General features: G+C 69.8%; 25 protein-coding genes. 8 read left to right on the top strand and 17 right to left on the bottom strand.

Annotated elements, in window-relative coordinates:
* Positions 1-279 precede the first annotated feature (279 nt).
* From ACZ60E_RS03225 to ACZ60E_RS03235, 3 genes are all read right to left on the bottom strand, one after another.
* Positions 280-3840 (bottom strand): substrate-binding domain-containing protein, encoded by a 3561-nt coding sequence (locus ACZ60E_RS03225; RefSeq protein WP_469437504.1) that lies wholly within the window; start codon positions 3838-3840, stop codon positions 280-282.
* Between the two features lie 168 nt (positions 3841-4008).
* Positions 4009-4980: a pectate lyase family protein gene (locus ACZ60E_RS03230; RefSeq protein ID WP_384797337.1), complete on the bottom strand. Its 972-nt coding sequence runs from the start codon at positions 4978-4980 to the stop codon at positions 4009-4011.
* Positions 4981-5185: 205 nt separating this feature from the next.
* Positions 5186-5710: an NUDIX domain-containing protein gene (locus tag ACZ60E_RS03235; protein ID WP_469437506.1), complete on the bottom strand. Its 525-nt coding sequence runs from the start codon at positions 5708-5710 to the stop codon at positions 5186-5188.
* Between the two features lie 271 nt (positions 5711-5981).
* Between ACZ60E_RS03235 and ACZ60E_RS03240 the strand changes: the two genes are divergently transcribed.
* Positions 5982-6344, top strand: a complete 363-nt coding sequence (locus ACZ60E_RS03240) for a PRC-barrel domain-containing protein (RefSeq protein WP_384797346.1) — start codon at positions 5982-5984, stop codon at positions 6342-6344.
* A 27-nt stretch (positions 6345-6371) separates the two neighbouring features.
* Positions 6372-6542, top strand: a complete 171-nt coding sequence (locus ACZ60E_RS03245; protein ID WP_384797349.1) for a hypothetical protein — start codon at positions 6372-6374, stop codon at positions 6540-6542.
* A 43-nt stretch (positions 6543-6585) separates the two neighbouring features.
* Here the strand turns inward: ACZ60E_RS03245 and ACZ60E_RS03250 are convergent, their stop codons facing one another.
* The 4 genes from ACZ60E_RS03250 to ACZ60E_RS03265 all read right to left on the bottom strand — a co-directional run bounded on the left by ACZ60E_RS03250 (position 6586) and on the right by ACZ60E_RS03265 (position 9607).
* Complete coding sequence (locus ACZ60E_RS03250) at positions 6586-7383, bottom strand: bestrophin-like domain (protein ID WP_469437509.1); 798 nt, start codon at positions 7381-7383, stop codon at positions 6586-6588.
* Positions 7384-7640: 257 nt separating this feature from the next.
* Positions 7641-8090 carry a spore-associated protein gene (locus ACZ60E_RS03255; RefSeq protein WP_384797355.1) on the bottom strand — a complete coding sequence of 150 codons (450 nt, stop codon included), beginning with the start codon at positions 8088-8090 and terminating at the stop codon, positions 7641-7643.
* 353 nt (positions 8091-8443) lie between these two features.
* Positions 8444-9130 (bottom strand): SDR family NAD(P)-dependent oxidoreductase, encoded by a 687-nt coding sequence (locus tag ACZ60E_RS03260; protein ID WP_469437511.1) that lies wholly within the window; start codon positions 9128-9130, stop codon positions 8444-8446.
* Between the two features lie 84 nt (positions 9131-9214).
* The gene (locus ACZ60E_RS03265; protein WP_469437513.1) at positions 9215-9607 is read right to left on the bottom strand and encodes an ester cyclase; all 393 of its coding nucleotides are present in this window, start codon (positions 9605-9607) and stop codon (positions 9215-9217) included.
* A 426-nt stretch (positions 9608-10033) separates the two neighbouring features.
* Here ACZ60E_RS03265 and ACZ60E_RS03270 point away from each other — a divergent pair, with 426 nt between their 5' ends.
* Positions 10034-10642, top strand: coding sequence for a TetR/AcrR family transcriptional regulator (locus ACZ60E_RS03270; protein ID WP_469438323.1), 609 nt, complete (start codon positions 10034-10036; stop codon positions 10640-10642).
* A gap of 24 nt (positions 10643-10666) precedes the next feature.
* Here ACZ60E_RS03270 and ACZ60E_RS03275 read toward each other — a convergent pair whose 3' ends face one another.
* Entirely contained in the window at positions 10667-11896 is a 1230-nt protein-coding gene (locus ACZ60E_RS03275) for a cytochrome P450 (RefSeq protein ID WP_469437516.1), read from the bottom strand.
* 185 nt (positions 11897-12081) lie between these two features.
* Between ACZ60E_RS03275 and ACZ60E_RS03280 the strand changes: the two genes are divergently transcribed.
* From ACZ60E_RS03280 to ACZ60E_RS03290, 3 genes are all read left to right on the top strand, one after another.
* Positions 12082-12408: a helix-turn-helix domain-containing protein gene (locus tag ACZ60E_RS03280; RefSeq protein WP_469437519.1), complete on the top strand. Its 327-nt coding sequence runs from the start codon at positions 12082-12084 to the stop codon at positions 12406-12408.
* Positions 12409-12439: 31 nt separating this feature from the next.
* Complete coding sequence (locus ACZ60E_RS03285; RefSeq protein WP_469437523.1) at positions 12440-13201, top strand: SDR family NAD(P)-dependent oxidoreductase; 762 nt, start codon at positions 12440-12442, stop codon at positions 13199-13201.
* Between the two features lie 62 nt (positions 13202-13263).
* Positions 13264-13539 (top strand): hypothetical protein, encoded by a 276-nt coding sequence (locus ACZ60E_RS03290; protein WP_384797370.1) that lies wholly within the window; start codon positions 13264-13266, stop codon positions 13537-13539.
* A gap of 51 nt (positions 13540-13590) precedes the next feature.
* Here ACZ60E_RS03290 and ACZ60E_RS03295 read toward each other — a convergent pair whose 3' ends face one another.
* Entirely contained in the window at positions 13591-13800 is a 210-nt protein-coding gene (locus ACZ60E_RS03295) for a 4-oxalocrotonate tautomerase family protein (protein ID WP_384797373.1), read from the bottom strand.
* Positions 13801-13949: 149 nt separating this feature from the next.
* On the opposite strand from ACZ60E_RS03295, the gene ACZ60E_RS03300 reads away from it, so the two are divergent.
* Entirely contained in the window at positions 13950-14813 is an 864-nt protein-coding gene (locus ACZ60E_RS03300; RefSeq protein ID WP_469437528.1) for a helix-turn-helix transcriptional regulator, read from the top strand.
* Here ACZ60E_RS03300 and ACZ60E_RS03305 read toward each other — a convergent pair.
* A complete protein-coding gene (locus ACZ60E_RS03305) occupies positions 14783-15832 on the bottom strand; it encodes a lysostaphin resistance A-like protein (protein ID WP_469437531.1) in 1050 nt (349 codons plus the stop codon). The genes ACZ60E_RS03300 and ACZ60E_RS03305 overlap by 31 nt on opposite strands.
* 211 nt (positions 15833-16043) lie before the next feature.
* Here ACZ60E_RS03305 and ACZ60E_RS03310 point away from each other — a divergent pair, with 211 nt between their 5' ends.
* Positions 16044-17267 (top strand): sensor histidine kinase, encoded by a 1224-nt coding sequence (locus ACZ60E_RS03310; RefSeq protein ID WP_469437534.1) that lies wholly within the window; start codon positions 16044-16046, stop codon positions 17265-17267.
* 142 nt (positions 17268-17409) lie between these two features.
* On the opposite strand, the gene ACZ60E_RS03315 is transcribed toward ACZ60E_RS03310, so the two are convergent.
* From ACZ60E_RS03315 to ACZ60E_RS03345, 7 genes are all read right to left on the bottom strand, one after another.
* Complete coding sequence (locus ACZ60E_RS03315; RefSeq protein ID WP_384797388.1) at positions 17410-17538, bottom strand: LPFR motif small protein; 129 nt, start codon at positions 17536-17538, stop codon at positions 17410-17412.
* A gap of 510 nt (positions 17539-18048) precedes the next feature.
* The gene (locus ACZ60E_RS03320; RefSeq protein WP_384797391.1) at positions 18049-18357 is read right to left on the bottom strand and encodes a hypothetical protein; all 309 of its coding nucleotides are present in this window, start codon (positions 18355-18357) and stop codon (positions 18049-18051) included.
* Between the two features lie 137 nt (positions 18358-18494).
* Positions 18495-19274, bottom strand: coding sequence for a DUF1963 domain-containing protein (locus tag ACZ60E_RS03325; RefSeq protein WP_469437537.1), 780 nt, complete (start codon positions 19272-19274; stop codon positions 18495-18497).
* A gap of 122 nt (positions 19275-19396) precedes the next feature.
* Entirely contained in the window at positions 19397-20362 is a 966-nt protein-coding gene (locus ACZ60E_RS03330) for a bile acid:sodium symporter family protein (RefSeq protein WP_384797397.1), read from the bottom strand.
* 112 nt (positions 20363-20474) lie between these two features.
* Entirely contained in the window at positions 20475-20969 is a 495-nt protein-coding gene (locus ACZ60E_RS03335; protein ID WP_384797400.1) for a lamin tail domain-containing protein, read from the bottom strand.
* Positions 20970-21077: 108 nt separating this feature from the next.
* Positions 21078-21431 carry a hypothetical protein gene (locus ACZ60E_RS03340; RefSeq protein WP_469437541.1) on the bottom strand — a complete coding sequence of 118 codons (354 nt, stop codon included), beginning with the start codon at positions 21429-21431 and terminating at the stop codon, positions 21078-21080.
* A 36-nt stretch (positions 21432-21467) separates the two neighbouring features.
* Positions 21468-21929 (bottom strand): DUF4184 family protein, encoded by a 462-nt coding sequence (locus ACZ60E_RS03345; protein ID WP_469437543.1) that lies wholly within the window; start codon positions 21927-21929, stop codon positions 21468-21470.
* Positions 21930-22005 lie beyond the last annotated feature (76 nt).

Genomic DNA, 22005 nt, shown 5'->3' on the forward strand with positions numbered 1-22005 from the left:
TGCGACCGGTTTTTCGGGAAGTGGGGGCGTTCTGAGATGCAAAGATCGCCCGGTTTCGGCAGGTGTTCAGGGTGCGCACCCCGAGGTCGGCGAGAAGTCGACAACTGTCCCGACGGACTGGAAACGTCCGCCGCCGCATAAACAAGCAAGCCTCATTCTTTAATGAGACTTGACGGACTGTGAGCGCTTGCTTCCGCAATATCCGCTGCGGATTCGACGGCGTTCCAGTGCCGTTTCAGCACCGGTCGGGCGCGAGCCGAGAGGGTGGTGAACGCCGGTTCAGCGGCGGGCCGGGCCGGCGGACACGTCCCGTACTCCCTCTCCGGAGGCGGTCTTTTCCCGGTAGTGGTGCGGGGCCGCCCCCGTGACCCTGCGGAACACCCGGCTGAAATACGCGCGATCACGGAAACCCACGGCCCGGGCGACGCTCTGCACGCTGTCGTTGCTCGACCGCAGACGCTCCGCCGCCCGCCGGATCCGCAGCCGGGTCAGGTACTCCCACACCGTCAGGCCGTACCGCTGCTGGAAGAGCTTGCCGAGGTGGTCGGGGCTGACACCGGCGGCCTGCGCGACCTGCCAGCGGGAGATCGGCCGTCGCCAGTGCTCGTAGAGGAACACCAGGGCCTCGTCGAGGACGTCCCTGGTGCGCGGCGGCAACCGGGAGCCGTGGGCGGCCAGTTCGCGGACGAGCGCGGCGGCCTCCTGCGGCGCGAACACGTCCATGTCCAGCATGAGCAGCGCCGGGTGCTGACGGCCGCGCCGGGCGTCCGCCGCCGTCATGCCCTCGTGGTCGGCGATCACGACAGGACACAGGGCCCGGCCCGAGCCGTCGTGCAGCCGGTCCACCACGTCCAGCGCCTGCAGATCGGGCAGCGCCCGCTCCAGCACCACCAGCCGTGGCGTCTCCTCCGCGACCAGCGCCAGCAGCGTCGTCGCGTCGGTGGAGACCCGCGCCGGATGGTCCGGCAGCGCCGACTCCGCCAGCCGCCGCAACGCCTCCCGGGACTCCTGCGAGCCGCCCGCGACGATCACCGGCTCGGCGAACCCGTTGGGCCGCAGCGCACGCAGCGCCTGCGGCAGATCGGTCCCGTCGGCCCCGAACAGCACGAACGGCGTGTGCCGCAGCGCCGGATGGTCGTGCAGCCGCTGCACCGCCCGCCACTCCTGGGGCCGGTCCGGCTGCGCGTCCCACACGACGGCGCCGGGCGTGCGCCGCGCCACCGACGGCATGGGGTCGTGCGCGGTGTCGGGCCGGAACACCTCCAGACCGTGGCGGGCGGCGTGCGCGCTGATGTCCGCGCCGAGTTCGCCGGGAGTGACGACCAGCAGCGGGGCGTCGCCCGCGGCGGCCAGATGCGCCTGCCCGTCGGGAGAGGGCAGGGCCAGCTCCAGTACGTACTGGGCCCGGTCCGTCGCGTCGGAGACGGTCAGCGCCCCGCCGTGCATCATGGCCAGCCGCCGGGCCGTGGTCACCCCCACGTCCAGGAGCTGGCCGGGCTGCGCGATCGGCGTACGGGCGTCCGGGACGTCGACTGTGATCCGCACGCCCGCCGGGCCGAGGGCCGCCGCCACCCGGGGCGGTGCGTCCTTCGCGCGGGCCGCCGCAGAGATCAGCACGTTGTGCAGGATCTGCTGGAACCGCGTCTCGTCCACCCACACCGAGGGCAGCCGCTCGGGCAGGTCGAGCCGCCACCCGGGGCCCGCGGGCAGCGCGGAGGCCGCCGCCGCGCACGCCCGCGCGAGGACGGGCAGCGGATCCATGAGCCGCCGGGTCAGCAGGAGGTCACCGGCCTCCGACCGCGCCAGGTCCAGGAGGTTCTCCATGAGGTGCAGCACGCGCGCGGCGTCCCGCCGGACCTCCAGGAGGGCCGCCGCGGGGTCACCGGACCGGTGCAGCATCGCCTCCACCGGAGTACGCAACTCGTCGCCGACATGGGTCAGCAGCCGCGTCTGGAACCTGCTCGCCTGCTCCGCGGCGTCCCGAGCGCGCCGCACCTCGTCGAAGAGCCCGATGCCCTTCAGCGCGGCACTGATCTGATCGCCCAGTTCCCGGTACAGGGCTCCGTCGGCCCCGTCGTGGTACGCCGCTCGCGCGGACGTGGCTTCGAACACGGCCACGCCCAGATGCTCCTCGCCGATGTGCAGCGGTTCGAGCACCAGCGTGAAGCGGTCCTCGCCGGGCAGCAGGGAGTCGGGAAGCAGCAGGGCGGGGGAGAAGGCGGGGCTGCCGAGCGGGCCGGTGGGACCGGACTCCCGGCCTGTCTCCCGGGCCGCCTCCGCACGGGCGAGCAGGGGACGGGCCATGCCCAGCGCCGCCGGACCGGAGGCGTCGGCGTCGCGCTCGTACAGGACGATCCGGCAGTGCGGGACGCCCGACTGGCCCAGATGGCGTTCCAGTACGTCGGAGAGCCCCTCCAGGTCCACGACCGTGGTGAGCGCGGTCCCGAACTCCCGCAGTCTGCGCGCGCGTTGGGTCCCCGACCAGCGCTCGTACTCAAGGAGGGCACGAGACCGTTCCGCCACGACGAGTCTGGCCTGGCCGAACAGGACCTCGCCGGCCCGGCGCAGCGGGTCCGGCAGCGTGTCGACGACACCGCGGCGGGCGCTCTCCAACGCCTGGTGCCAGCGGTCGACTTCGGCCTGCGTACGCGCGTTGCTGTGCAACAGCCGCTCGACGAGAGAGAGGAAACTCCCGGGCCGGGCACCGCCGTTCACCGTGTCCTGGCTGCCGCCACCGGTGCTCACCGGCGGGTACGGATCGCTGTCGGCGCGGGCGAGTTCGGCGCGGAAGGCCGCGGCCAGGCGGGCACCACCGGACGGCAGTACGCCGTCCACCGCGTCCCAGCCCGCCGGGTGCCGCGCGGCGGCCGGTGCCGGGGCGACGAGCGGGGGCTGGTACGACGTCGGATAGGGGCAGCCGCAGGAGCGGCGCGGCACCAGCGTGGCCGGGATGGTGGTGCGATCGGGCGGGCGGGTGCCGCGCAGGCGGGCGACGAGGGTGTCCACGGCGAGCGCGCCCAACTCCTCGAAGGGCAGGGCCACGGAGGTCAGCGGCGGGTCGCCGAGACGGGCTTCGGGGGAGTCGTTGAAGCCGACCACGGCCACGTCCTCCGGTACCCGGATGCCGCGTTCGGTGAGATGGCGCAGCGCCCCGGCGGCGAGGACGTCGCTGCACGCGAGCACCACGTCGAAGTCGACGCCGGGTGTCAGTCCGCGGGCCTCCAGCAGTACCTGCATCGCCGAGGCGCCGGCCGACGCGGCGAAGTCGACGGCCGCGCCCACGTGTTCGTTGCGGATACCGTGGTGGCGCAGCGCGTCGACACACGCGCGGTAACGCTCCTCGGAGACCGGGTTGGCGAGCGGCCCGTGGATGCAGGCCGGCCGTCTGCGGCCGTGCTGGACGAGATGCCCGACCAGTTTGCGCATGCCCGCGTGGGAGTCGATCGACAGCACGTCGGTCTGGTCGCTGAGCGGCTGATTGAGACTGATGAGCGGCAGATGGGCGAGCCGGCGCAGCAGCCGGCGGGCCCGGGGTCCGGCCGAGGGCAGCCCCAGGGTCGAACTCCAGCAGACGACGCCGTCGAGCCGGGCCGGGCCGACCAGTTCGTACAACTCGCTGCGGGCCACGTCACCGTGACGCAGGTTCCCGCCCGGGAAGCAGATCAGATTGACGTCGTTGCGCTCGGCGGCGGCGCGGGCCCCGGACCAGAGCGTCGCCCCCACCCCCAGATGGATGTTGGCGGTGAGCAGCCCGACGGTCAGCGGCCGGTTCGCCCCGGGCGACGTACCGCCCACGGCGTACGGACCGGCGTACGGCCCGGTGTACGGCCCCGGGTCCATCGGCGCCCCCTCGCTCGGCCTCCGTCAGAAGCCCTGTAGGCCCGCTGGGTCCTGGGCAACGTAGGGGAGGCGGCAGCGCGGGGCAAGACCGGTGACGCGTCGGTCACCGGTCCTGCCCCGCGCCGTGTGGTGCTGTGCGGAGGTAGTGATGCGGTGCGGAAGCCGGGATCAGATCTTGCCGACACCCGCACCGGCGGTCACGGTCGCCTTGACGCCGGAGGCCGACTGGGCGGTGTAGCTGTACGGGATCGAGGCCACGGAGCCGCCGGTCTGACCGGAGCCCGAGTTCACGAAGTAGTTGTTCTTGGCCACGAGCGAGCCCGCGTCGGAGGAACCCTCACCGAGGTGGTAGGGGTCGTCGGTGTTCTCGAAGTAGTTGCCCTCCACGAGGACGCCCGCGTTCTCGGTGGACGCCACACCGTACGAGCCGACGTTGCTGAAGTAGTTGTTCAGCACGTGGACCGGGTTGCCGAACCGGACGCGCGGGTTGCGCTGGTTGGTGCCGTCGAACCAGTTGTGGTCGTACGTCACCTTCAGCTTGCCGGTGTCCTCACTGGAGTTGTCGTCCGAGTGACCGAGCAGCATGTTCTTGTCCTGGCTGTGGGTGCGGTTCCAGGACACCGAGATGTTCGTCGAGGAGCGCTTGATGTCGACGGCCCCGTCGTACGCGCCGGAGATGTCGTTGTGGTCGATGTGGACCTTCGTCGAGTACTGGACGTTGATGGCGTCGTCGTTGGACCCGGTGAACGTGAGGTTCTGGATGATCACGTTGCTCACGCTCGCGATGTTCAGCCCGCTGCCGGTGATCTTCCCTGCCGTGCCGACGCCGACGACGGTCTTGTTCGATGCGACCTTCGTCATCTCCGTCAGCGCGATGGTGCCGTTGACGCGGACGATCTGGGTCGCGCTGCTCTGCACAGCAGTCTTGAAGGCGGAGGCGGTGGTGACGGTCACCGTGCTGCCGCCGGCACCACCGGTGGTGCCGGCTCCGAAGCCGATGGGCGCGGCGGCAGCGGCGACCGCCGGCTCCAGCTGGGATGCGGTGGAACTGCTCGCCGTATTGGCTCCGATGACAGCCAGTGCGACGGCACTCGCGGCCGCGGCTCCGGTCAGGGTGAACCGTGCGCTCGTCCTGCGCATGTGGATCTCCGTCCGTGGGGTTTTGGAGAAGTGACGTGCCAGTGCGGGTGCTGTGCCGGGGCCGCGCGGTCGGCTCGCTGTGAGACTAGAGCGACGCATGTGGACAATGACGTGCCGTGTGTGGACTATTGCGTGCCGCGCCGTGGAGCGGCGGGGCGGGCCAGGAGCCAGACCCGAGCACGAGCTGTCGCCCGCTTTCCGGTCGTCAGGGACCGGGCCGGAGAGCGCTCAGCCGGAGGGCACACTGCTGCATGCGCGGACGATCGTCGGCGAACCACCCCTGCCACGGCTCGTCGAGCCGGTGCCAGCCGACCGGCTGATCCCCTTCGGCCGCCAACGGCGTCCGCCGATCGACGACCGCCACGTAGGAGATGCCCACGGTGGCCGGCCAGTCGTGACGATACGACCGGACCTCGGCGGCCCCGGGCACGGCCTGCAGTTCCGCCTGTACGCCGGTCTCCTCGAACAGTTCCCGACGAGCGGCTTCCCGTGGTGTCTCCCCGGGATCCACCCTGCCGCCCGGCGGCACCCACCCGCGCCAACGGTGCCGTACCAGCAGCACCTGGCTCAGAGCGCGGTCGAACACCCACACGTCGGCCCCGAGCGGACTTCCCAGGGCCGCCTCGGGCCGGACCAGCCACTCCAACGCACCCTCGCACCCGTCCGGAACCAGCCGCGCATCGCACACGGCAGCCGCGAGAACGCGCGCCTCGATAGGTTGTCCTGTCACCCAGCGGAGAATATGGCGAGCCACTGACAGCCGTGGTGCGGCAGGAGATCGAAGTGGACGGATGGGTTTACTTCGACGCGGCCGTAGAACCGGCACCAGCACCGGCGCCCGCGCCAGCCCCGTCACTCTCCGTGTAAGCGCCGCACGCCCTCCGAGACCGTTGCAGAGCCGCCAACGGCCGCCGAAGCCCTCGTATCCCGGCCGTGCGGCTGTGGTGTCAGGGGCGGCAGCGGGGGAACTCGTCGCAGATGAGTGGCTCAGGAGGCGCAACATGAGCAAGATCCAAGCGGCCGATGTGCGTGAGTGGCGCAATCGCGATGTCGTCGACCTCAAGGGGCACAAGATCGGCGTGCTCGAATCGATCTATGTGAACACCGCTACCGACGAGTCGGCCATGGCGACGGTCCGTATCGGCTTGCCCACTCGGCAGCGACTGGCTTTCGTCCCGCTCGACGATGCGGTCCTCGGACCCGACTACGTGAGGGTTGCCTACGCCAAGGCTCTGGTGAAGAAAGCACCCTCCGTGGGCATGGACGACATCCTCCCCGCCGAGGAAGAGGAAGCGATCTTCCAGCACTACGACCTGGCTTATCAGACGGGCGCGAACGGAGAGAGGCAACTCGCGCGTCGCTGATCCCCTACTCGGTCTGAAGGTACTGCCATGGCTCTCTTCCTGTTTCTCGTCCTTGTCGCCGTCGTGCTCGGAATCATCGGGGTGGCCGCGAAGGGGCTGGGCTATCTGCTGGTGATCGGCATCGTGGTCTTCGTGGCGGCCCTTGCCCTCACGGCTGTGCGCTGGTCCAGGCGCTCCAGCCGCCGCCCCATCCGCTGACGGCTCGGTCCGTCCCGCCGTCCCTCCCGCCCTTGGTGGTGCCTCACGCGGCGCGTCGGTCGCCCTTCTTGTCGCAGGGCAGATCGGCGGCCTCATGGTTGGCGAGGAAGTCGCGGGTGGCCTGCCGTTCGATCTCCGTGATGGCGGTGGGGTCGACGTCGATGATGCCGCCGAAGGGCCGGTCGACGTCGCGGATGATGCACAGTGTCGTCGTCAGGAGCGCGGTGATGACCGTGAGGACGACGAGCTGACCGCGGTTGTTCCTGCGGGGTACGCACACGGCGAGGGTCACGATGGTGAGCGTCAGGGTGGCCAGCAGGAACCAGAAGATGGCGCTGGGGATGCTGGGAGTGGCCTGGGTGAGGCGCTCCGCACGTTCGTCGGAGCGCTTGTTGTCGGCGCCGATCAGCATGCCGAAGACCGGCTTGCCCTCCAGGTCACGAAACGAACGGCGCAGGTCGGTCGACCACAGGCTGGGCTCGGCGGCCCCTTTGCCGTCGGCCATGGCGGGCCATTCGTACACGCGGACGGCACGGGCGTAGCAGACGGTGTCCGCCTGGATCCGTTCCCGCTCCGCCCTCGGCGTGTAATCGGCGATCTCGGTGAGCTGGTCCAGTGCGCGGGCCTCGCCCCGGGCGGCGACTTCGGCCTTGCCGTGCGATCCGGAGGCGGTGACCAGCACGAAGGCCAGCAGCAGGACGGTCAGCGTCAGGAGCGGGCCGACGAGGTCCTTGACGGCCATGCCGGCGTCGTCATCGCTCATCAGGCGGGGCCGTAGGTAGCGGTTCGCCGCGAGCCCCGCGATGAGGGCCACTGCGGCGACGACGATGACGAGAATCATGGCAACTCCTGAGCAGGCCGAAGACTCTCACCGTCGCGAGAACCGCGGTGATCATGACCTGGCCAGGTATCGCCCAAAAGCGCGGAAACGTGCGTCCTCCTCGAACGAGCGAACCACTTGCACCACAAAGCCCCGCCACCGCCCCGGCAGAACTCGGTGAGTCTGCCGGGGCGGTGGCGGGGCGGGGTGTGGCGGGCCGGACCGGTGCGGGTCCCCGCGGATTCCCACGGAGCACGCGGTGGTCGGGGAGCGGTGGGTCAGCGGACCGAGGTGACCCGGTGCTCCTTGAGCGCGGCACAGTTGGAGCCCGTCACCTGCACGTACACGTTGCTGATGTGGCCGCCCCAGTCCACACAATGGCCCTTGCCGTACACGTACGCCGGTCCCGCGTACGACGTGTACAGGCCGTAGTCCTCGGCGCCCTCGTCGGTGTCGGGGATGTACGCCCAGGTGGACATCTCCACGGCCGTGCCCGGGTTCTTGCGGATGGTCGCGACGCAGTTCTTGCCGTTCGACGCGTTGTACGTCAGATACACGGTGCCCAGCGAACCGACAGGAGCCGAGTTCACGGTCTTGTAGGCGCTCCCGCAGACCTTCTGCGGCGTGGTGTTGGGTGCGGCGGAGGCGGGCGCCGCCAGGGCGGCCGTGGCCCCCACGGACAGGGCGCCGATTGCGAAGACAGACAGGACGGAACGGTGGAATCCCATATTTCCCCCTTGTGGATCTTTGCGGTCTGTTGCTCCTGCCTGATGTGACACGCGAGGTATAGGAAGGGTTGTGCGTCACTTGCAAAAGATGTGCGGCGCGAGCGGCGCCGGTGGTCGGCGGAGCGGTGGGGCGCCCGCTCGGTCCGGTACGCGAGAACGACCGGAGCGGACGGCGCTGGAGGCGCAAGGTTCCCTGCGAAACGCCGACCGCTCCGGCCGCACCGGTACTCCTTCCCCGCAAAAACGCCCTTATTGGTCCACTGTGGATTCCTCTGCACACGCATCGCGCGGATATGCGGGTATACGGATATGTCGAAGGGCCCCGCCGACTAAACGGCTACGCCGCGACGCGGTCACCAAGGCAGCTCCCCGTTCTCGTCCTGGAAGGTTCCGGTCGGGCCGTCGGCGCCGAGAGTCGCCAGCCGTACGACGACGCCGGCGCTCTCCTCCGGCGACCTTCCGATTCCGAACGCCGCCGTCATGTCGGTCGCGGTCGTGCCGGGCTCGACCGCGTTGAACTTGATGTCCGGCTGAGACTTGGCGTACTGGACGGTGAGCATCGTGGCCGCGGACTTCGAGGCGGAGTAGAGCGCCAACGGCAGGCCGAATTCCGGTCGGTCCGGATTGGTCACCGCCCGGAACGATCCTGCGCTGCTCGAAACGTTGACCACGGTCGGGTTCGAGGAATGACGCAGGAGAGGCAGCGCGGCCTCCGTGACGCGCACGATCCCGACCGCATTGGTGTCGAAGGCGCGCAGGGCCGTGGGCCCGTCGACGATTCCGTCCCCGAGGATGCCCGCATTGTTCACCAGGACGTCGAGTCGGCCCTCGGCGGAGTCGATCGTCGCCAGCGCGCGGCTCACCGACGCGTCGTCGGTCACGTCGAGCTGCACGAATCGTGCGCCGATTTCAGCGGCGGCCTTCTCGCCCCGCTCGATGTCACGCGCACCGATATAGACGACGTGACCCAACGCGATGAGCTGTCGGGCTGTTTCGAAACCGATGCCCTTGTTGGCCCCGGTGATCAGTGTGACGGTCATTGCGTATCCTCGCGATTCATAAGGCCCAGGTGGGGCATTGGTGAAGTGGTGAAATTTTCTGCGATCGGCCAGTCAGTCGGCCAGTCAGCCGGTCAGCTGCCGGAGAAGTTCACCGGCGTCGTGCAGGGCGGTCATGTGCACGAACCGTCCGTCGCGCACCTGGTAGGTGGCGTACTCGACGATCTCGAAAGAGGCGCCTGTGGGGGCAACGCCCAGCCATTCCTTCACTGGAGTGCCGGTGTTGACCAGACGGGCGGCCAGTCGGTCACCGTCGAAGAGCAGTTCCTTGAGTTCCCAGTGAAGGTCAGGAACGGCATCCACGTCATGCTTCTGAACGGCGAGAAGATCGTCCCGGGTGGCCGGCTCCCCGTTCAAGGTGGTGCGGTCATCGATGAACTCATCCATACCGTCGAACTCGTGGGCGTTGAGCGCCGCGATATAGCGCAGATAGAAAGCACGCAAATAACTCTCGGACATCAGCTGACCTTTCCTACGCGAAGCGAAAATCCGTAAAAGTGGACTCACACCAGACCCCATCCCCCAGCCCCACTTCCAGCCCAGCGCCCCGCTTTCAAAGGGCGCGGGGAACGGCGCGGCGCACCCCCACGCGGCCGCACAGGACACCGACCTCGCTTTTAAGGGGCGCGAGGAACTGCGCGGCCCACCCCCACAAGGCCGCACAGGCGTCCGAACCCGCGGCCCCGCTTGCCAGGGGCGCGGGGAACTGCGCGGCCAGCCCCCACGCAGCCGCACAGAACACCCAACCCGCACCAAGCCCCCGCTCTGGACGGTGAGCGCCCCCACGCGACCCCCCTCTCCGCCTTCCGCAACGATCGCTGCAGAACTCCGACGGTAGCACTTCCGTAGCGATCGCTACAGAAGCAGTACAGTGGGGGAGTGGACGTGGAGAGAAAACAGACCGGCCCGATCGGCCGACCGCGAGGATTCGACACAGACGAGGCTCTGGAGCGCGCCATGCTGGTCTTCTGGAGGCACGGTTACGAGGGAGCCAGCACCGCCAACCTGACGACCGCGATGGGCATCTCCACCACCAGCATGTACGCGGCCTTCGGTAACAAGGAGAAGCTGTTCCGCAAGGTGCTGGAGCGTTACACCGAGGGCCCGAGCGCATACATGGCCCGAGCCCTGAAGGAGCCGACAGCCCTGGGCACGGCCACCGCGATCCTGGCCGGCACCGTGCGCACCACCACCCGCCCGGCCAACCCCCACGGTTGCCTGGGCGTCCAGAGCGCCCTGACCGTCAGCGACGCCGGGGAGGAGGTCCGCGAGCTCCTCGTCGCCTGGCGCAACGACGGCCACTCCTGCCTCCGGGAGCGGTTCCAGCGGGCCGTGGACGAGGGCGACCTGCCCGCGGACGCCGATCCGGGGCTGCTGGCCCGCTACATCACCACCTTCGGCTACGGCATCGCCGTACAGGCCGCGAGCGGTGTCGGCCGGGACGAACTGCAGGAGATGGCCGACGCGGCCCTGCGCAACTGGCCACCCCTTTGAGCCCGCCCGCGTTCGGCACGGCGTCTACCAGCTGACGGGAAGGCGCGAAACGCAGCAGACCCGGCTTCCGCTGATCCACGTGAGTTCCTGCGCGCCGCCGACGAGCCCGAGGTCGGGGAACTCGCGGATCACCGACCCGATGGCGACCTGCAGCTCGACGCGCGCGAGATTGGCGCCCAGGCAGAAATGGGGGCCGTGCCCGAAGGTGATGTGCTTGTTGTCGGCACGCCGCACATCGAACGTCTCCGGGTCCGGAAAGTGCTCGGGATCGTAGTTCGCGGCCACGACAGGAGCGAGCACCCCCTGCCCCCGGCCGACTGCGCCTCCCGACGGAAGCGAGAGCGGGTCGGTGGCCACGCGCAGCAGCCCTCCGTGCCCGGGAACCTCCGTACGGAGGATCTCCTCGACGGCGCTGGGCACGAGCGCCGGATCCTCACGCAGCGCGGCGAACTGGTCCGGGTGCCGCAGGAGGGCGAGGACGCCACGGCCGATGACGTTGCCGGTGGTCTCGTGTCCCGCGATGATCAGTCCCCGGACGATACGGGCCAACTCGACCTCGCTGAGCCGGTCGGCCTCGTCATGAGCGCTGATCAATTCGTCGAGCAGGTCCTCGCCGGGCGCGCTCCGACGGGCGGCGACGAGGTCGTCGACGTACGCGGCGAACTCCGCGCCGGCCTTGGCGCGTTCCGGTGCCGCGGCGGTACTCGTGGACAGGAACATGTCCGACCACCCTCGGAACAGAGGACTGTCCCGAGTCGGCACACCGAGCAGGTCGCAGATGATGTCGATCGGTAACGGGAAGGCGAAGGCGGTCATCAGATCTGCCGGAGGCCCGCCCGCCCGCATCTCCGCGAGCAGCTCGTCCGCGACGGCCTGGATACGAGTCCGCCGGCTCTCGGCCCGCCGGGGCGTGAAGGCCGCCTGGACGATCCGCCGCAGCCGCGTGTGTTCGGGCGGGTCCATGTTGACCAGCGCGTGCGGATCGTCGGAGAAGTCGGCGGCGGGCAGCATGCGCGGGGCGCCCGCGTAGCGAAGGTTGCGACTGAAGCGCTGATCCCCGAGGACCGCGCGCACGTCGTCGTAGGCGGTGGCCAGCAGCACTTCGTCACCGCTGGGCAGGACCACCGGGGCCAGAGGGCAGGCACTTCGCCGGTCGGCGTACGCGTCGGGCGGCCCGCCGTGAGGCCCCGGCGGAAAGGGGAACGTCATCGCATCGCCGACCGTCTCGTCATGGGACATCGCATCCTCCGACACTCTCGGACTCCTCCCTTACGGGCAGCGAGCAGCGAGCACGACCCGCGCCGCGGCCTCGCACTCACCTGATGGACCATCACCTCCCTTCGAGGCTCCTCAGACGCACGACGCCCGTCAAGACCGCGGCTTCCCAGCACGCGGCGACCCACCCTCGGCCCCGGTGGGACCCGCCGGGAGCAGGGACGATGGAGAACATGCCCTGCAACGTCGACCTCAGCCAGTTCCTCCACCGCTGCCGTACCCGGATCGGCCCGCAGCCCACGGGGCTGCCCGAGCCCGGCGCGTACCGGCGTGTGCCGGTCCCGCGCAGGGAGGAGGCCGCGCAGCCGGCCGGGGTGAGCACGAGCTACTGCACCCGGTTGGAGCAGGGACACGACATCACTCCGTCGGACGGCGTCCTGCCGACGAGCGACGAGCCGCTGCGCCTGGACGACGTGGCACACGGACCGGACCACCGCCACCCCACCTTCGAGGCCACCCCTTCCCCCTCCACGAAACGGAGCACCCCGTGAACAGCCCCGCCGCCCCCGACCCCTCGCCCTGGTGACCGGAGCCTCCTCCGGCATCGGGTACGAACTGGCCTTCCTGTTCGCCCTCAACGGCTACGACCTGGTGGCCACCGGACGCAGTGAGAAGACCGAAACGGCAGCCACCGAGCTGGCCCGGCACGGCACGGACGTCATTCCCGTACGCGCCGACCTCGCCCGGGCCGACGGCGTCGAGGCCGTCTGGCGTGCGGTGGAGCAGACCGGCCGGCCGCTGGACGCCGCGGTTCTGAACGCCGGGCGCAGCATCGGCGGAGCCTTCCTCGACACCGACCTCGACGACGAACTCAGCCTGATCGAGCTCAACGTCACCTCCGTCGTGCACCTGGCCAAGCACGTCGCCCGGCACATGGCCGCCAACGGCAAGGGCCGCATCCTGATCACCTCGTCGCTGTCCGCCACGCTGCCCACGCCCTACGAGACGGTCTACGGGCCCTCCCGCGCCTTCACCCGCATGTTCGCGCTCGGCCTGCGCGAAGAACTCAAGGAGCACGGCGTCAGCGTCACCACCCTCATGCCCGGCGCCACCGACAGCGACTTCCACGCGCGTGCCGGTATGAACAACACGGACTTCGGCCCCGGCATGAAGAAGAACAGCCGCATGAACGTCGCCCGCCAGGGCTTCCTCGCCATGATGGGCGGAAAGGCCGAGGTCGTCGGAGGCGACGCCGCCACCCGCCGTACCGCCCTCAGCCACCGCTTCCTGCCCGAGTCGTTCAAGGCCGCCCGCCACGCCCGTGCGGCCAAACCGCGTCCCTGACAGACGCACCCTGCGCCGCAGGTGGGACCCCATTGTCAGTGGCGGGTGGAAAGCTGAATGTCGTGAATGGCGACGAGCAACTGCTGCGCGGCCGGATATACGGCCACGACCACGACGACCCCGATCCGGGCCCCCGCCCGGGCCGCTCCTACGTCGCCCTGGTCGGCGGCCCCCTGGACGGCCTGCTCCTGGACGTCACCGACTGGACGCCGGACCAGATCGCCGAGGGCGCCGCCCTGTCCACCGAACTCGGCCACTTCGGCCCCGGCGGCCGAGCCCTGTACGACCCCCGCCCGACCGCGCCGAACCACTTCGACTGGTCGGGCGACAGCCCCTGACAGGGTCGTCCTGTAACGCCGGAGGGGCCGATAGACCCAGGGGTACGGGAGTCAGGCGTCGCCGTTCACCATCGCGGCGGTCAGGACGTTGCCGCCGACGCCCCAGCCGCCGTCGGCGACCTCGTCGATGAGTACGACCGTGGTGGCGCGGGCCCGCTCACCGTAGATCTCCGCGTACAGGTCGGTGGTGCGTTCCACGATCTTCTTCTTGTCCTCGGCGCTGATGGTCCCGGCGAGGAGCTTGAAGTTGGCGAAAGGCATGGTGTGTCTCCTCGGATGTTTCGTGTTGCGGTGTCCTGAAGTCTTGGCCGGTTCGTGGCCACGTCCTCAACCATGGGCGACTCCGGCCGGCGCAACCAGGGGATGTCATCCCCTGGGTCCATGACCCGGCCGGGCACACACTGGATGACATGGGTTCTGCGAAGTACACCGAGCTAGGGGCCTTCCTGCGGTCGCGGCGCGACCGCATCCGGCCGACCGACGTCGGGTTCCCCTCCGGACCCCGGCGCCGGGTGCCGGGGCTTCGCCGCGACGAGGTCGCCCAGCTCGCGGGAGCATCCGTGGACTACTACAACGAGCTCGAACGGGGAGCGGGATCCCAGCCGTCCGAGCAGATGCTCGCCGCACTGGCCAGGGCTCTGCGCCTGACCGCCGACGAGCGCGACTACCTCTACCGGCTGGCGGGCCGGCCGGTGCCCGTGTCCGGGGGACCCGCCTCGCACGTCCATCCCGGCATGCTCGACCTGCTGAACCGTCTGACATCGACCCCCGCCCAGGTCATCACCGACCTGCATGTCACCCTCGTACAGAATCCGCTCGCCGTGGCTCTGCTCGGTGACCACTCAGGTTTTCGCGGTGCCCGGGCCAGCCTCGTCCGCCGGTGGTTCTCCGAGCCCGACACCCGGCGGCTGTACCCCGAAGCCGACCACGAGGCCCAGTCCCGTGCCTTCGTCGCCGATCTGCGGGCAGCTGCCGCCCGGCGGGAGAAGAAGGACCTCGAAGCCCGTTCGCTGATCAGCTTCCTGCTCGACACCTCCGCCGAATTCGCCGCGCTGTGGGCCGTTCACGACGTGGCGTTCCGGCGGGACGACCGCAAACGGCTCAACCACCGCACGCTGGGCCTCATCGAGGTCAACTGCCTCAACCTGTTCAGCGAGGACGGCCGGCAGCGGCTGCTCTGGTTCACCCCCGCGGTCGGCACCGACAGCGCCGACCTGCTCGACCTGCTCGCGGTCATCGGCACTCAGGAAGTCGTCGAACCCACGACACGCTGAGCGCGCTGCGACGCACCGGCACCTTCACGGACGTCTTCAGGGACGTCTTCAGGGTCGCCTTCAGGGACGGAGTACGCGTCCGGGGCGCCGAGGGAACGGGCACGGCGACGGTCGAGCCACAGCACCACCGCCGTGAAGACGACGATCACCGTGATGTCGATGGCCGCCAGTTCCCACGGCAGGTCGGCCGCGGTCTCGTCGGAGTCGAGTCCGCCGACGAAGGCCGCGGACAGCGCGAACGACATCAGGTTGTTCACGGCGTGCAGCGCGATGGCCGCTTCGAGGCCGCCGGTACGCACCGTCAGCCAACCGGCCAGGACGCCGAAGACGACCAGGTCGGCGAACCCCTCCGGAGTGCCCCACCCGTGGGCCGCCGCGAAGAGCACCGCCTGCGGCAGCACCGCGATCCACGGCGACCGGAAGAAGCCGCCCACCGCCTGCAGCAGCCAGCCCCGAAAGGCGTACTCCTCTGCGGCTGCCTGGAGCGGCACCAGAACGATGAGCATGGCGAGCGCGGGCAGATACCGGTCCAGGCCGACCCAGACCTCACTGCTCGTGCCCGTCACCTCACCATCGACCGGTACGAGCAACATGGCGCCCATGCCCGCCGCCACGAGGGGCAGCACGAGCAGTACGTACTGGCCCAGTCGGCGCTTGCGCAGCCGACCCTGGACGGAGGAGACCGTCCCTGCCGGGCGGCGCCCCACCCATCGCACCACCAGCAGCACCACGGGAATGAGCAGAGCCAGGTAGGTGAGGTCCAGGGCGGTGTTCAGCGTGGGGCCGAAGTCGATGGCTTCATCGGAGTCCTCGGGGTATCCCTTGGCGGTGCCCACCCCGTAGGACACGAAATACACCACCATGAACAGCAGAAGCCACATGCCGATAACCGTCAGCGTCCCGATCAGCGGGCGCCACCAGCGGTGTCTTCCGGTCACATGGGCCAGGCGGTGGTAGGGCAGGGGGTGGCCGGTGCTGAGAACTCCGGTGGGGACGGGAGGGGTTGTCGAGAAGCTCATGGCACAAGTCTCCCTTCGGCCCACCGCCCGGGCGTCGGCCTGAGGCAGGAACGGGGACTCTGTCTCGGGATAGAGACGGCCCGCGCACGGCGTAAAACGGGGCCCGTATCGGGCGGGACAGTGGCTTCACGGGCCGGCACCGGACTGTCACCCGAGGATGTAAGCCCGCAGGCCGATGCTCCGGCACCACGAGCGCCCCTATGCTCGCGCCATGTCAGCGCATCCAGGTCGACCGCCGCTGCTCAAGCGCCTGTCGCCCGGTCACTGGACGGCGGTCGTCTGGGGCGGGGCCATGGGTTTCGCGTGCGTCGACGAGTTCTTCGTCCTGCCGGGCGACTACGTCCGCGACGGCCAGATCGTCCCCGGCTTCGACCTGACGTATGTGAGCGCCCCGATCCTGCTGGGCGCCGCCGCCCTCGTGCTGACCGCCTGCCGGCTCCTGCGCGGTCGCCCGCTCGTGGCCTACGGCCTCCTGCTGCTGGGCTCGGCCCTCGGAGCGGCGCTGCTCGGCCAGGCCGACGAGTTTCCGCTGGTGCAGTTCCTTGCGCCGGACGTCGCCCTGTACTTCGTCGCGGCCTCCACCGCGCGACGCACCTCGGCCTGCGCGGCAGGGATGGCACTCACGGTACTGATGATCCCGCTGGCGGTACGGCTGTCCGGGGGCGGCAGCATCAACACCTCGGCGCAACTGGCCGTGGCCCTCACGGTGTTCGTGGCCTGGCTCCTCGGCAACTCCGCCCGGCAGTCCCGGCTCCATGCCGAGCAGTCCAGGGCCCAGGCCGCCGTCCAGGCCACCACCGCCGAACGTCTGCGCATAGCGCGGGAGTTGCACGACGTCGTCGCGCACACCATCGGCATCGTCGCCCTCCAGGCGGGTGCCGCCCGCCGCGTCATCGACACGCAACCGGCCCGGGCCAGGGAAGCACTCGGCGAGGTCGAGAACGCGAGCCGGGAGACGCTGTCCGGACTGCGCAGGATGCTCGGCGCGCTGCGTCAGGCGGACACCGCGGGCGCTTCACCGAGCCTGTCGGACATCGACGGGCTGGCCGCGGCCACCACGGCGGCGGGGGTGCGCGTCGTCGTGCAGTGGCACGGTCGGCGACGGCCTCTGCCTCCGGACATCGACCTGTCCGCGTACCGCATCGTCCAGGAGTCGGTCACCAACGTGGTCCGACACGCGGGCGCCCACTCGTGCCTGGTCCGTGTCGACCACCGGGACACGGAGTTGACCCTGGAGATCACCGACACCGGCCGCGGACCGGGCAACGACGCAGCCCACGCCGGCTACGGCCTCGCCGGCATGCGCGAGCGAGTCGCCCTGCTACAGGGCCAGTTCACCGCGGGCACGCGCCCGGAAGGCGGCTTCAGGGTGATGGCCCGACTACCACTGCCACGGCCCACACCCCACGAGAGACCTACACCGATCGCGTCGTGACCAGCTGGCTGCTGGACATGGTTTCCGGGCCGAACGGCGCCCGCTGCCGCAACCCTCGCATGCCCGGCTGGACGGGGGTTCCAGCCGGGCATGCGTGATGGGGGAGGGGCGGCGCGTCACTGCGCGCTCGGGGCCTCGTTCATCAGTGGTGTCCGTGGGCGGAGCTCGATGCGCCGCCGAACAGGCGTGCCACGGCACGGAAAGGCAGGGTGACGACGGTGGCGATGGCTCCGCCGATGGAGCGAATGACATCTGCGATGGCCTTCAACACGGTGGTCCTCCGTACTTCTGGGCGCAGTGCGCCGGGTCTGGCTTGCCGCTGTACGGCCGATCATCCGACGGGTGCCCGGTGATCGGTTGAGGAAACCGGCCCAGCTTGCGGGCACATAGCCATGCGTAGGCGTCGGCGTTGGTGTCTGACGAGGCGTGGGGCCGTGGTCCATGCCACGGGCTTTTGGGCCCCGGGCAGTAGTCGGCCGTCGAGGCCGGCCGGAGCCGCATCGCCGACTACGCGGCTCCGGCCTTCGTCCTCCAGGCGCGCCCAGAGAGGCAACTCCCGCCATCTCGCACCGCCGGGAGGGCGCCTCGCGCGAGGTCCGAGCCGGGGGAGATCTTCGGTCCCTCGCGCCTTCCGGCCGTTGCCGCGCACCCGCGCGTCAGCGGCCGGCCACGACCAGCGTCCCACCCTGGGCGCGACATGTCCGCACACCGAACCGGCGCATTCGTCCGCCGAGCGCTCACCACGGCTTTCCCGTGAAAATAGCTGCCCGTGGACACCCGCCTATCGGTCGCTGCCGTCCGGCGCGGAGATCGCGTCGGCGAGCACGAGCAGGTCGCCGTCGGCCGCTGGTTCGGCGACGCTGTGTCCGAGCCGTAGGAGCAGCCCTGACACGGCGACCTTCACGATCACCCTTATGCTGTCGTCGCTCGAAGCGCAGCCGCTCCGTTCACGGGCCAGCGAGGCGAATTCGTCCGAGGCCGTCCAGCTGACCAGGGCGCCGGCCGACACCTCGGTCACCCGCAATCCGGGAACACCGAGCTCCGTGTCGCTCAGTACCTGGAAGCCGGCCTGAACCAGAGCAAACCTCACCTGTGCAACGAGCTCCGTAGATACATAGGGCACCGGACTCGGGTGCCCCCGAGCACGGAGATCATGCCTACGCATACGCCACTAAATCTGCATGCGCCCACACCGAACAGGTCAGAGCGGGCGCTGTCTGTTCGAGGTCAGCACTGTTGCTCGTACTGGAGGTTGGCGTACCGCCGGGCGGCGATGTCCTCGCGGGTGCCCACGATCAGGTTCATCGTGTAGACGTTGTAGTCGATCGCCTGCCCTGCCATCTGTGCGAAGAGTACGAGGTCGCCCTCGTCCGGTGCGACGTCCCACGAGTTGGAGAAGCCGCCGATCTGTACGCAGACGCCTGGGCGGTTTCCGCCGGAGGCCGCGTCGAGGACGGCCTCCTCGAAACTGTCCAGCGCGTCACCCTTTCCGCCGTCCTCCAGGAAGGCGCGGGTGGCCGGAGAGTCCCGCCAGTCCTCGTCGAGGGTGAGTCCGGCCAGGGGGTAGAGGGTTTGTGGTTCGTAGACCGTCACCTGCATGGGCTCACCGTCGAACTCGTACGTCGCGGCGCGCTCGGTGGTGGGCGTTCCGGCCGGAACGTGCACCACCACGGACGACTCCGGCGGGTACTCGATCTCGGTGAAGAGCAACAGGTGTCCGTCGGCGGGCAGTTCGATGTCCAGAGCGCCGTGGGGCAGGGCCTCGCAGTCGATGCTGAGCACCAACGGCCCTTTCCCGTCGGGCCAGTCCACCCCGTCCGGCAGGGAGGGGAGCCCGCCCGTTCGCGCGGCCGGGCGGGCGTTCTCCTGCTGGGACGTGGGAAGTTCCTCGTACGGCACCAGATAGAGGCACGGCCGGGATCGGGCCCTCAACTCCTGTGCCACGGGGCCGGGAACGCCGTACTCGGCGGCTGTCTCGCGAACGAACTGCTCGTCGATCGATGTCATGCCCGCGATCGTGCCACCAGCCACTGACAAGCCGCGGACCACCGGCCCCTTCGGCCTCGGGCCGCAGAGCCCGCCGCCGCGCCATCCCGTCGCCGGATCCGAATCCGAATCCGGTGGGACGGTCAGGGTCGGCGGCGTGACAGCCAGGCGGCGGCCAGGGCGCCGGAGATGTTGTGCCAGACGGAGAAGACGGCGGCGGGCAGCGCGGCCAGCGGGCTGAAGTGGGCGGTGGCCAGCGAAGCCGCCAGCCCCGAGTTCTGCATGCCGACCTCGAAGGCCATGGCGCGGCTCGCCGGCTCGCCCATCCTGGTGAGCCGTCCCGCGCCGTAGCCGAGTGCCAGCCCGAGACCGTTGTGGAGCACGACGGCGACGAACACCAGCAGGGCCGCCGACTTGATGGCGTCGGCGCTGCCCGCCACCACCACGGTCACGATCACCCCGATGGTCACGGCGGACAGCCAGGGCAGCACCGGCAGGGCGCGTTGCACATAGCGGCTCGCCAGCAGCCGGACGGCGAGCCCCGCGAGGACCGGCAGCAGCACGGTCTTGAGGATGTCGACGACCATCGAGCCGGCGTCGACGGGCAGATACTCGCCTGCCAGCAGCAGCGTCAGCGGCGGAGTGACGAGCGGGGCGACGAGGGTGGAGACGGTGGCCACGGAGACCGACAGCGCCACGTCACCGCGTGCCAGATACGTCACCACGTTGGAAGCGGTGCCGCTGGGGGCGCAGCCGACGAGGATGACGCCTGCCGCGAGCTGCGGCGGGAGCTGCAGCAGGTGGGCGATGAGCCAGCCGAGTCCCGGCATGATGACGTAGTGCGCGACCAGTCCGAGGGCCACCGCCCAGGGCCGTCTGGCGACACCGCGGAAGTCCTGCGGGGTCATCGTGACGCCCATGCAGAACATCACCACACCCAGCAGGTACGGCACCGACTCGCCCCAGCCGGCGAAGCTGCCCGGGAGCAGCAGCCCCGTGGCGCCCGCGGCGAGAACGAGGACGGGGAAGAGGGTGACGGCGCGGCGCGCGGAACGGTCGCCTGCGGTGTCGTTGTCGGTCGCGTGCTGTTCGGGTCGTTCGGTACTCACCGTGAGAGACAACGCCTGGTCAGGGCCTTGATGCAAGCCTGTCTCGCGATGTGATCACGGGCCCGGGCGCCCTCCCGCGGGAAGTCCGGCAGGAGGGCGTCCGGGCTGTGCGTCAGCCGTGGTACGTGATGTAACCGTTGCCGTCGCGGTCGTTCGCGCGCTTGGTGTACGAGTGGACGTCCGCCCTGGCGCCGCTGGGCTTGTACAGGTAGATGGTGTCCTTGTCGTTGTTCCAGATGAAATTGCAGTTCTGGCGGTACACGACATTGCCGGCGTCGGAGTCGGTGCCGCGCCCGCCGCGCAGCTTCACGTAGTCGCCGGGCTCCAGCTTGTGGCTGGCCGTGAAAGTGAACTTGTTCCCGGTGGCGTCCTTGACGACGTAACCCTTGAGGTTGACCGTCGCGGTGCGGGAGTAGTTCTTGATGGTCAGGTACTCGTCCTTCGTGTTCCCCCCGGAACAGCGGTTCGAGTCGGTGCCGGGTGCGTCGTACTGGACGCCCTTGACCTTCAGCGCGGACGAGTACTCGGCCGCCTGGGCGGTACCGGTGGAGAGCGCGGCAAAGGTGCCGATGGTGACAACTGCGGTCAGCGCAGAGCGTATGCGCATGAGAAGACCCCCCTCAGTGGTGCGGATGAAGCTGTTGGAGCATACCTAATGTGAACTTAAAGCGTTCATTGTGTGTGAAATGTGGAGACGGATGCTTCAACTTGCGCTTCACTGAGGGATTCTCCTTGTGGGGCGGGTGGCATCCACTGCCCGTCGGGGCGATGTGACGGTGTGCCAGATCCACCATCCGGCCATGTAGAGGACCCCGAAGCCGATGAGGGCGACGCCCGAGCCCTTCGCCGCGTCGGACAGCACTCCTTCGATCACGTCGCCGAGCGGCAGTCCGGTCGGCGTCGCCTGCGTGGCGGCGCGCCACCAGGCGTGGGCGACCGCTCCGACGAGCGTGAGCGCGGCGACGGCGAGGACGGTGAGACCCCGCGTCGAGTTGCTGGGGCCGGTGCGGACCTTGTCGGTGAGGAGGTGGGCGCGCCTGCGCCACACGTACACCGTGGTGGCGGCCAAGCCCCCGACCGTGCTGGCATGTTGCAGCGCTCGCGCTCAGGTGAGGCTGCCCGCCAGTGGGGAGCTGAGCCAGGGCGCATGGGTGACGAAGAAGCCGTCGTGATGGGTGAAGGCGTCCCAAGCCAGGTGCGTGGCGATGCCGACCAGGGCGGACACGACGATCCACCCGGCCCGACGGCTCAGCGCGCCGGCCGTCCGGGGTGGTGGCCCGGGGGCGGGTATCGGCAGCAGGGATGCCAACGGGCGATGGCCGGCGCGGAGCAGGATCCAGAGTGCGAGGGCGTACGGCAGGGAGACGGTGACGGCGCCGAGAGCGGTGTGCGAGGTGGTGGCGTTGGCGAAGGGTTCGTACCAGGACTGCGCGCTGACGGGCAGGCCCGTGGTGACCACGAAGTAGGGCATGTCCGGTGCGAGGGTGCCGGCGATCAGCGCGGTCCGGCCGAAGGGTCGTCGCAGCAGCGGCAGTACGGCCGCGGGGTGGGACAGGGTGAACGGCATGAGCGTCCTCTCGCGCGGACCCGACAGATAGTCCGTCGAACGGAATGCTACGTCAAACGGAGTATCCGGCATCGCT

The organism is Streptomyces sp. NPDC102514, assembly GCF_055584525.1.

Excerpts from the sequence above, each read along its gene's own strand:
- ACZ60E_RS03225 (WP_469437504.1), bottom strand. The coding sequence starts at position 3,840 with ATGGACCCGGGGCCGTACACCGGGCCGTACGCCGGTCCGTACGCCGTG.
- ACZ60E_RS03230 (WP_384797337.1), bottom strand. The coding sequence starts at position 4,980 with ATGCGCAGGACGAGCGCACGGTTCACCCTGACCGGAGCCGCGGCCGCG.
- ACZ60E_RS03240 (WP_384797346.1), top strand. The coding sequence starts at position 5,982 with ATGAGCAAGATCCAAGCGGCCGATGTGCGTGAGTGGCGCAATCGCGAT.
- ACZ60E_RS03245 (WP_384797349.1), top strand. The coding sequence starts at position 6,372 with ATGGCTCTCTTCCTGTTTCTCGTCCTTGTCGCCGTCGTGCTCGGAATC.
- ACZ60E_RS03250 (WP_469437509.1), bottom strand. The coding sequence starts at position 7,383 with ATGATTCTCGTCATCGTCGTCGCCGCAGTGGCCCTCATCGCGGGGCTC.
- ACZ60E_RS03255 (WP_384797355.1), bottom strand. The coding sequence starts at position 8,090 with ATGGGATTCCACCGTTCCGTCCTGTCTGTCTTCGCAATCGGCGCCCTG.
- ACZ60E_RS03260 (WP_469437511.1), bottom strand. The coding sequence starts at position 9,130 with ATGACCGTCACACTGATCACCGGGGCCAACAAGGGCATCGGTTTCGAA.
- ACZ60E_RS03265 (WP_469437513.1), bottom strand. The coding sequence starts at position 9,607 with ATGTCCGAGAGTTATTTGCGTGCTTTCTATCTGCGCTATATCGCGGCG.
- ACZ60E_RS03280 (WP_469437519.1), top strand. The coding sequence starts at position 12,082 with ATGGAGAACATGCCCTGCAACGTCGACCTCAGCCAGTTCCTCCACCGC.
- ACZ60E_RS03295 (WP_384797373.1), bottom strand. The coding sequence starts at position 13,800 with ATGCCTTTCGCCAACTTCAAGCTCCTCGCCGGGACCATCAGCGCCGAG.
- ACZ60E_RS03300 (WP_469437528.1), top strand. The coding sequence starts at position 13,950 with ATGGGTTCTGCGAAGTACACCGAGCTAGGGGCCTTCCTGCGGTCGCGG.
- ACZ60E_RS03305 (WP_469437531.1), bottom strand. The coding sequence starts at position 15,832 with ATGAGCTTCTCGACAACCCCTCCCGTCCCCACCGGAGTTCTCAGCACC.
- ACZ60E_RS03310 (WP_469437534.1), top strand. The coding sequence starts at position 16,044 with ATGTCAGCGCATCCAGGTCGACCGCCGCTGCTCAAGCGCCTGTCGCCC.
- ACZ60E_RS03325 (WP_469437537.1), bottom strand. The coding sequence starts at position 19,274 with ATGACATCGATCGACGAGCAGTTCGTTCGCGAGACAGCCGCCGAGTAC.
- ACZ60E_RS03335 (WP_384797400.1), bottom strand. The coding sequence starts at position 20,969 with ATGCGCATACGCTCTGCGCTGACCGCAGTTGTCACCATCGGCACCTTT.
- ACZ60E_RS03345 (WP_469437543.1), bottom strand. The coding sequence starts at position 21,929 with ATGCCGTTCACCCTGTCCCACCCCGCGGCCGTACTGCCGCTGCTGCGA.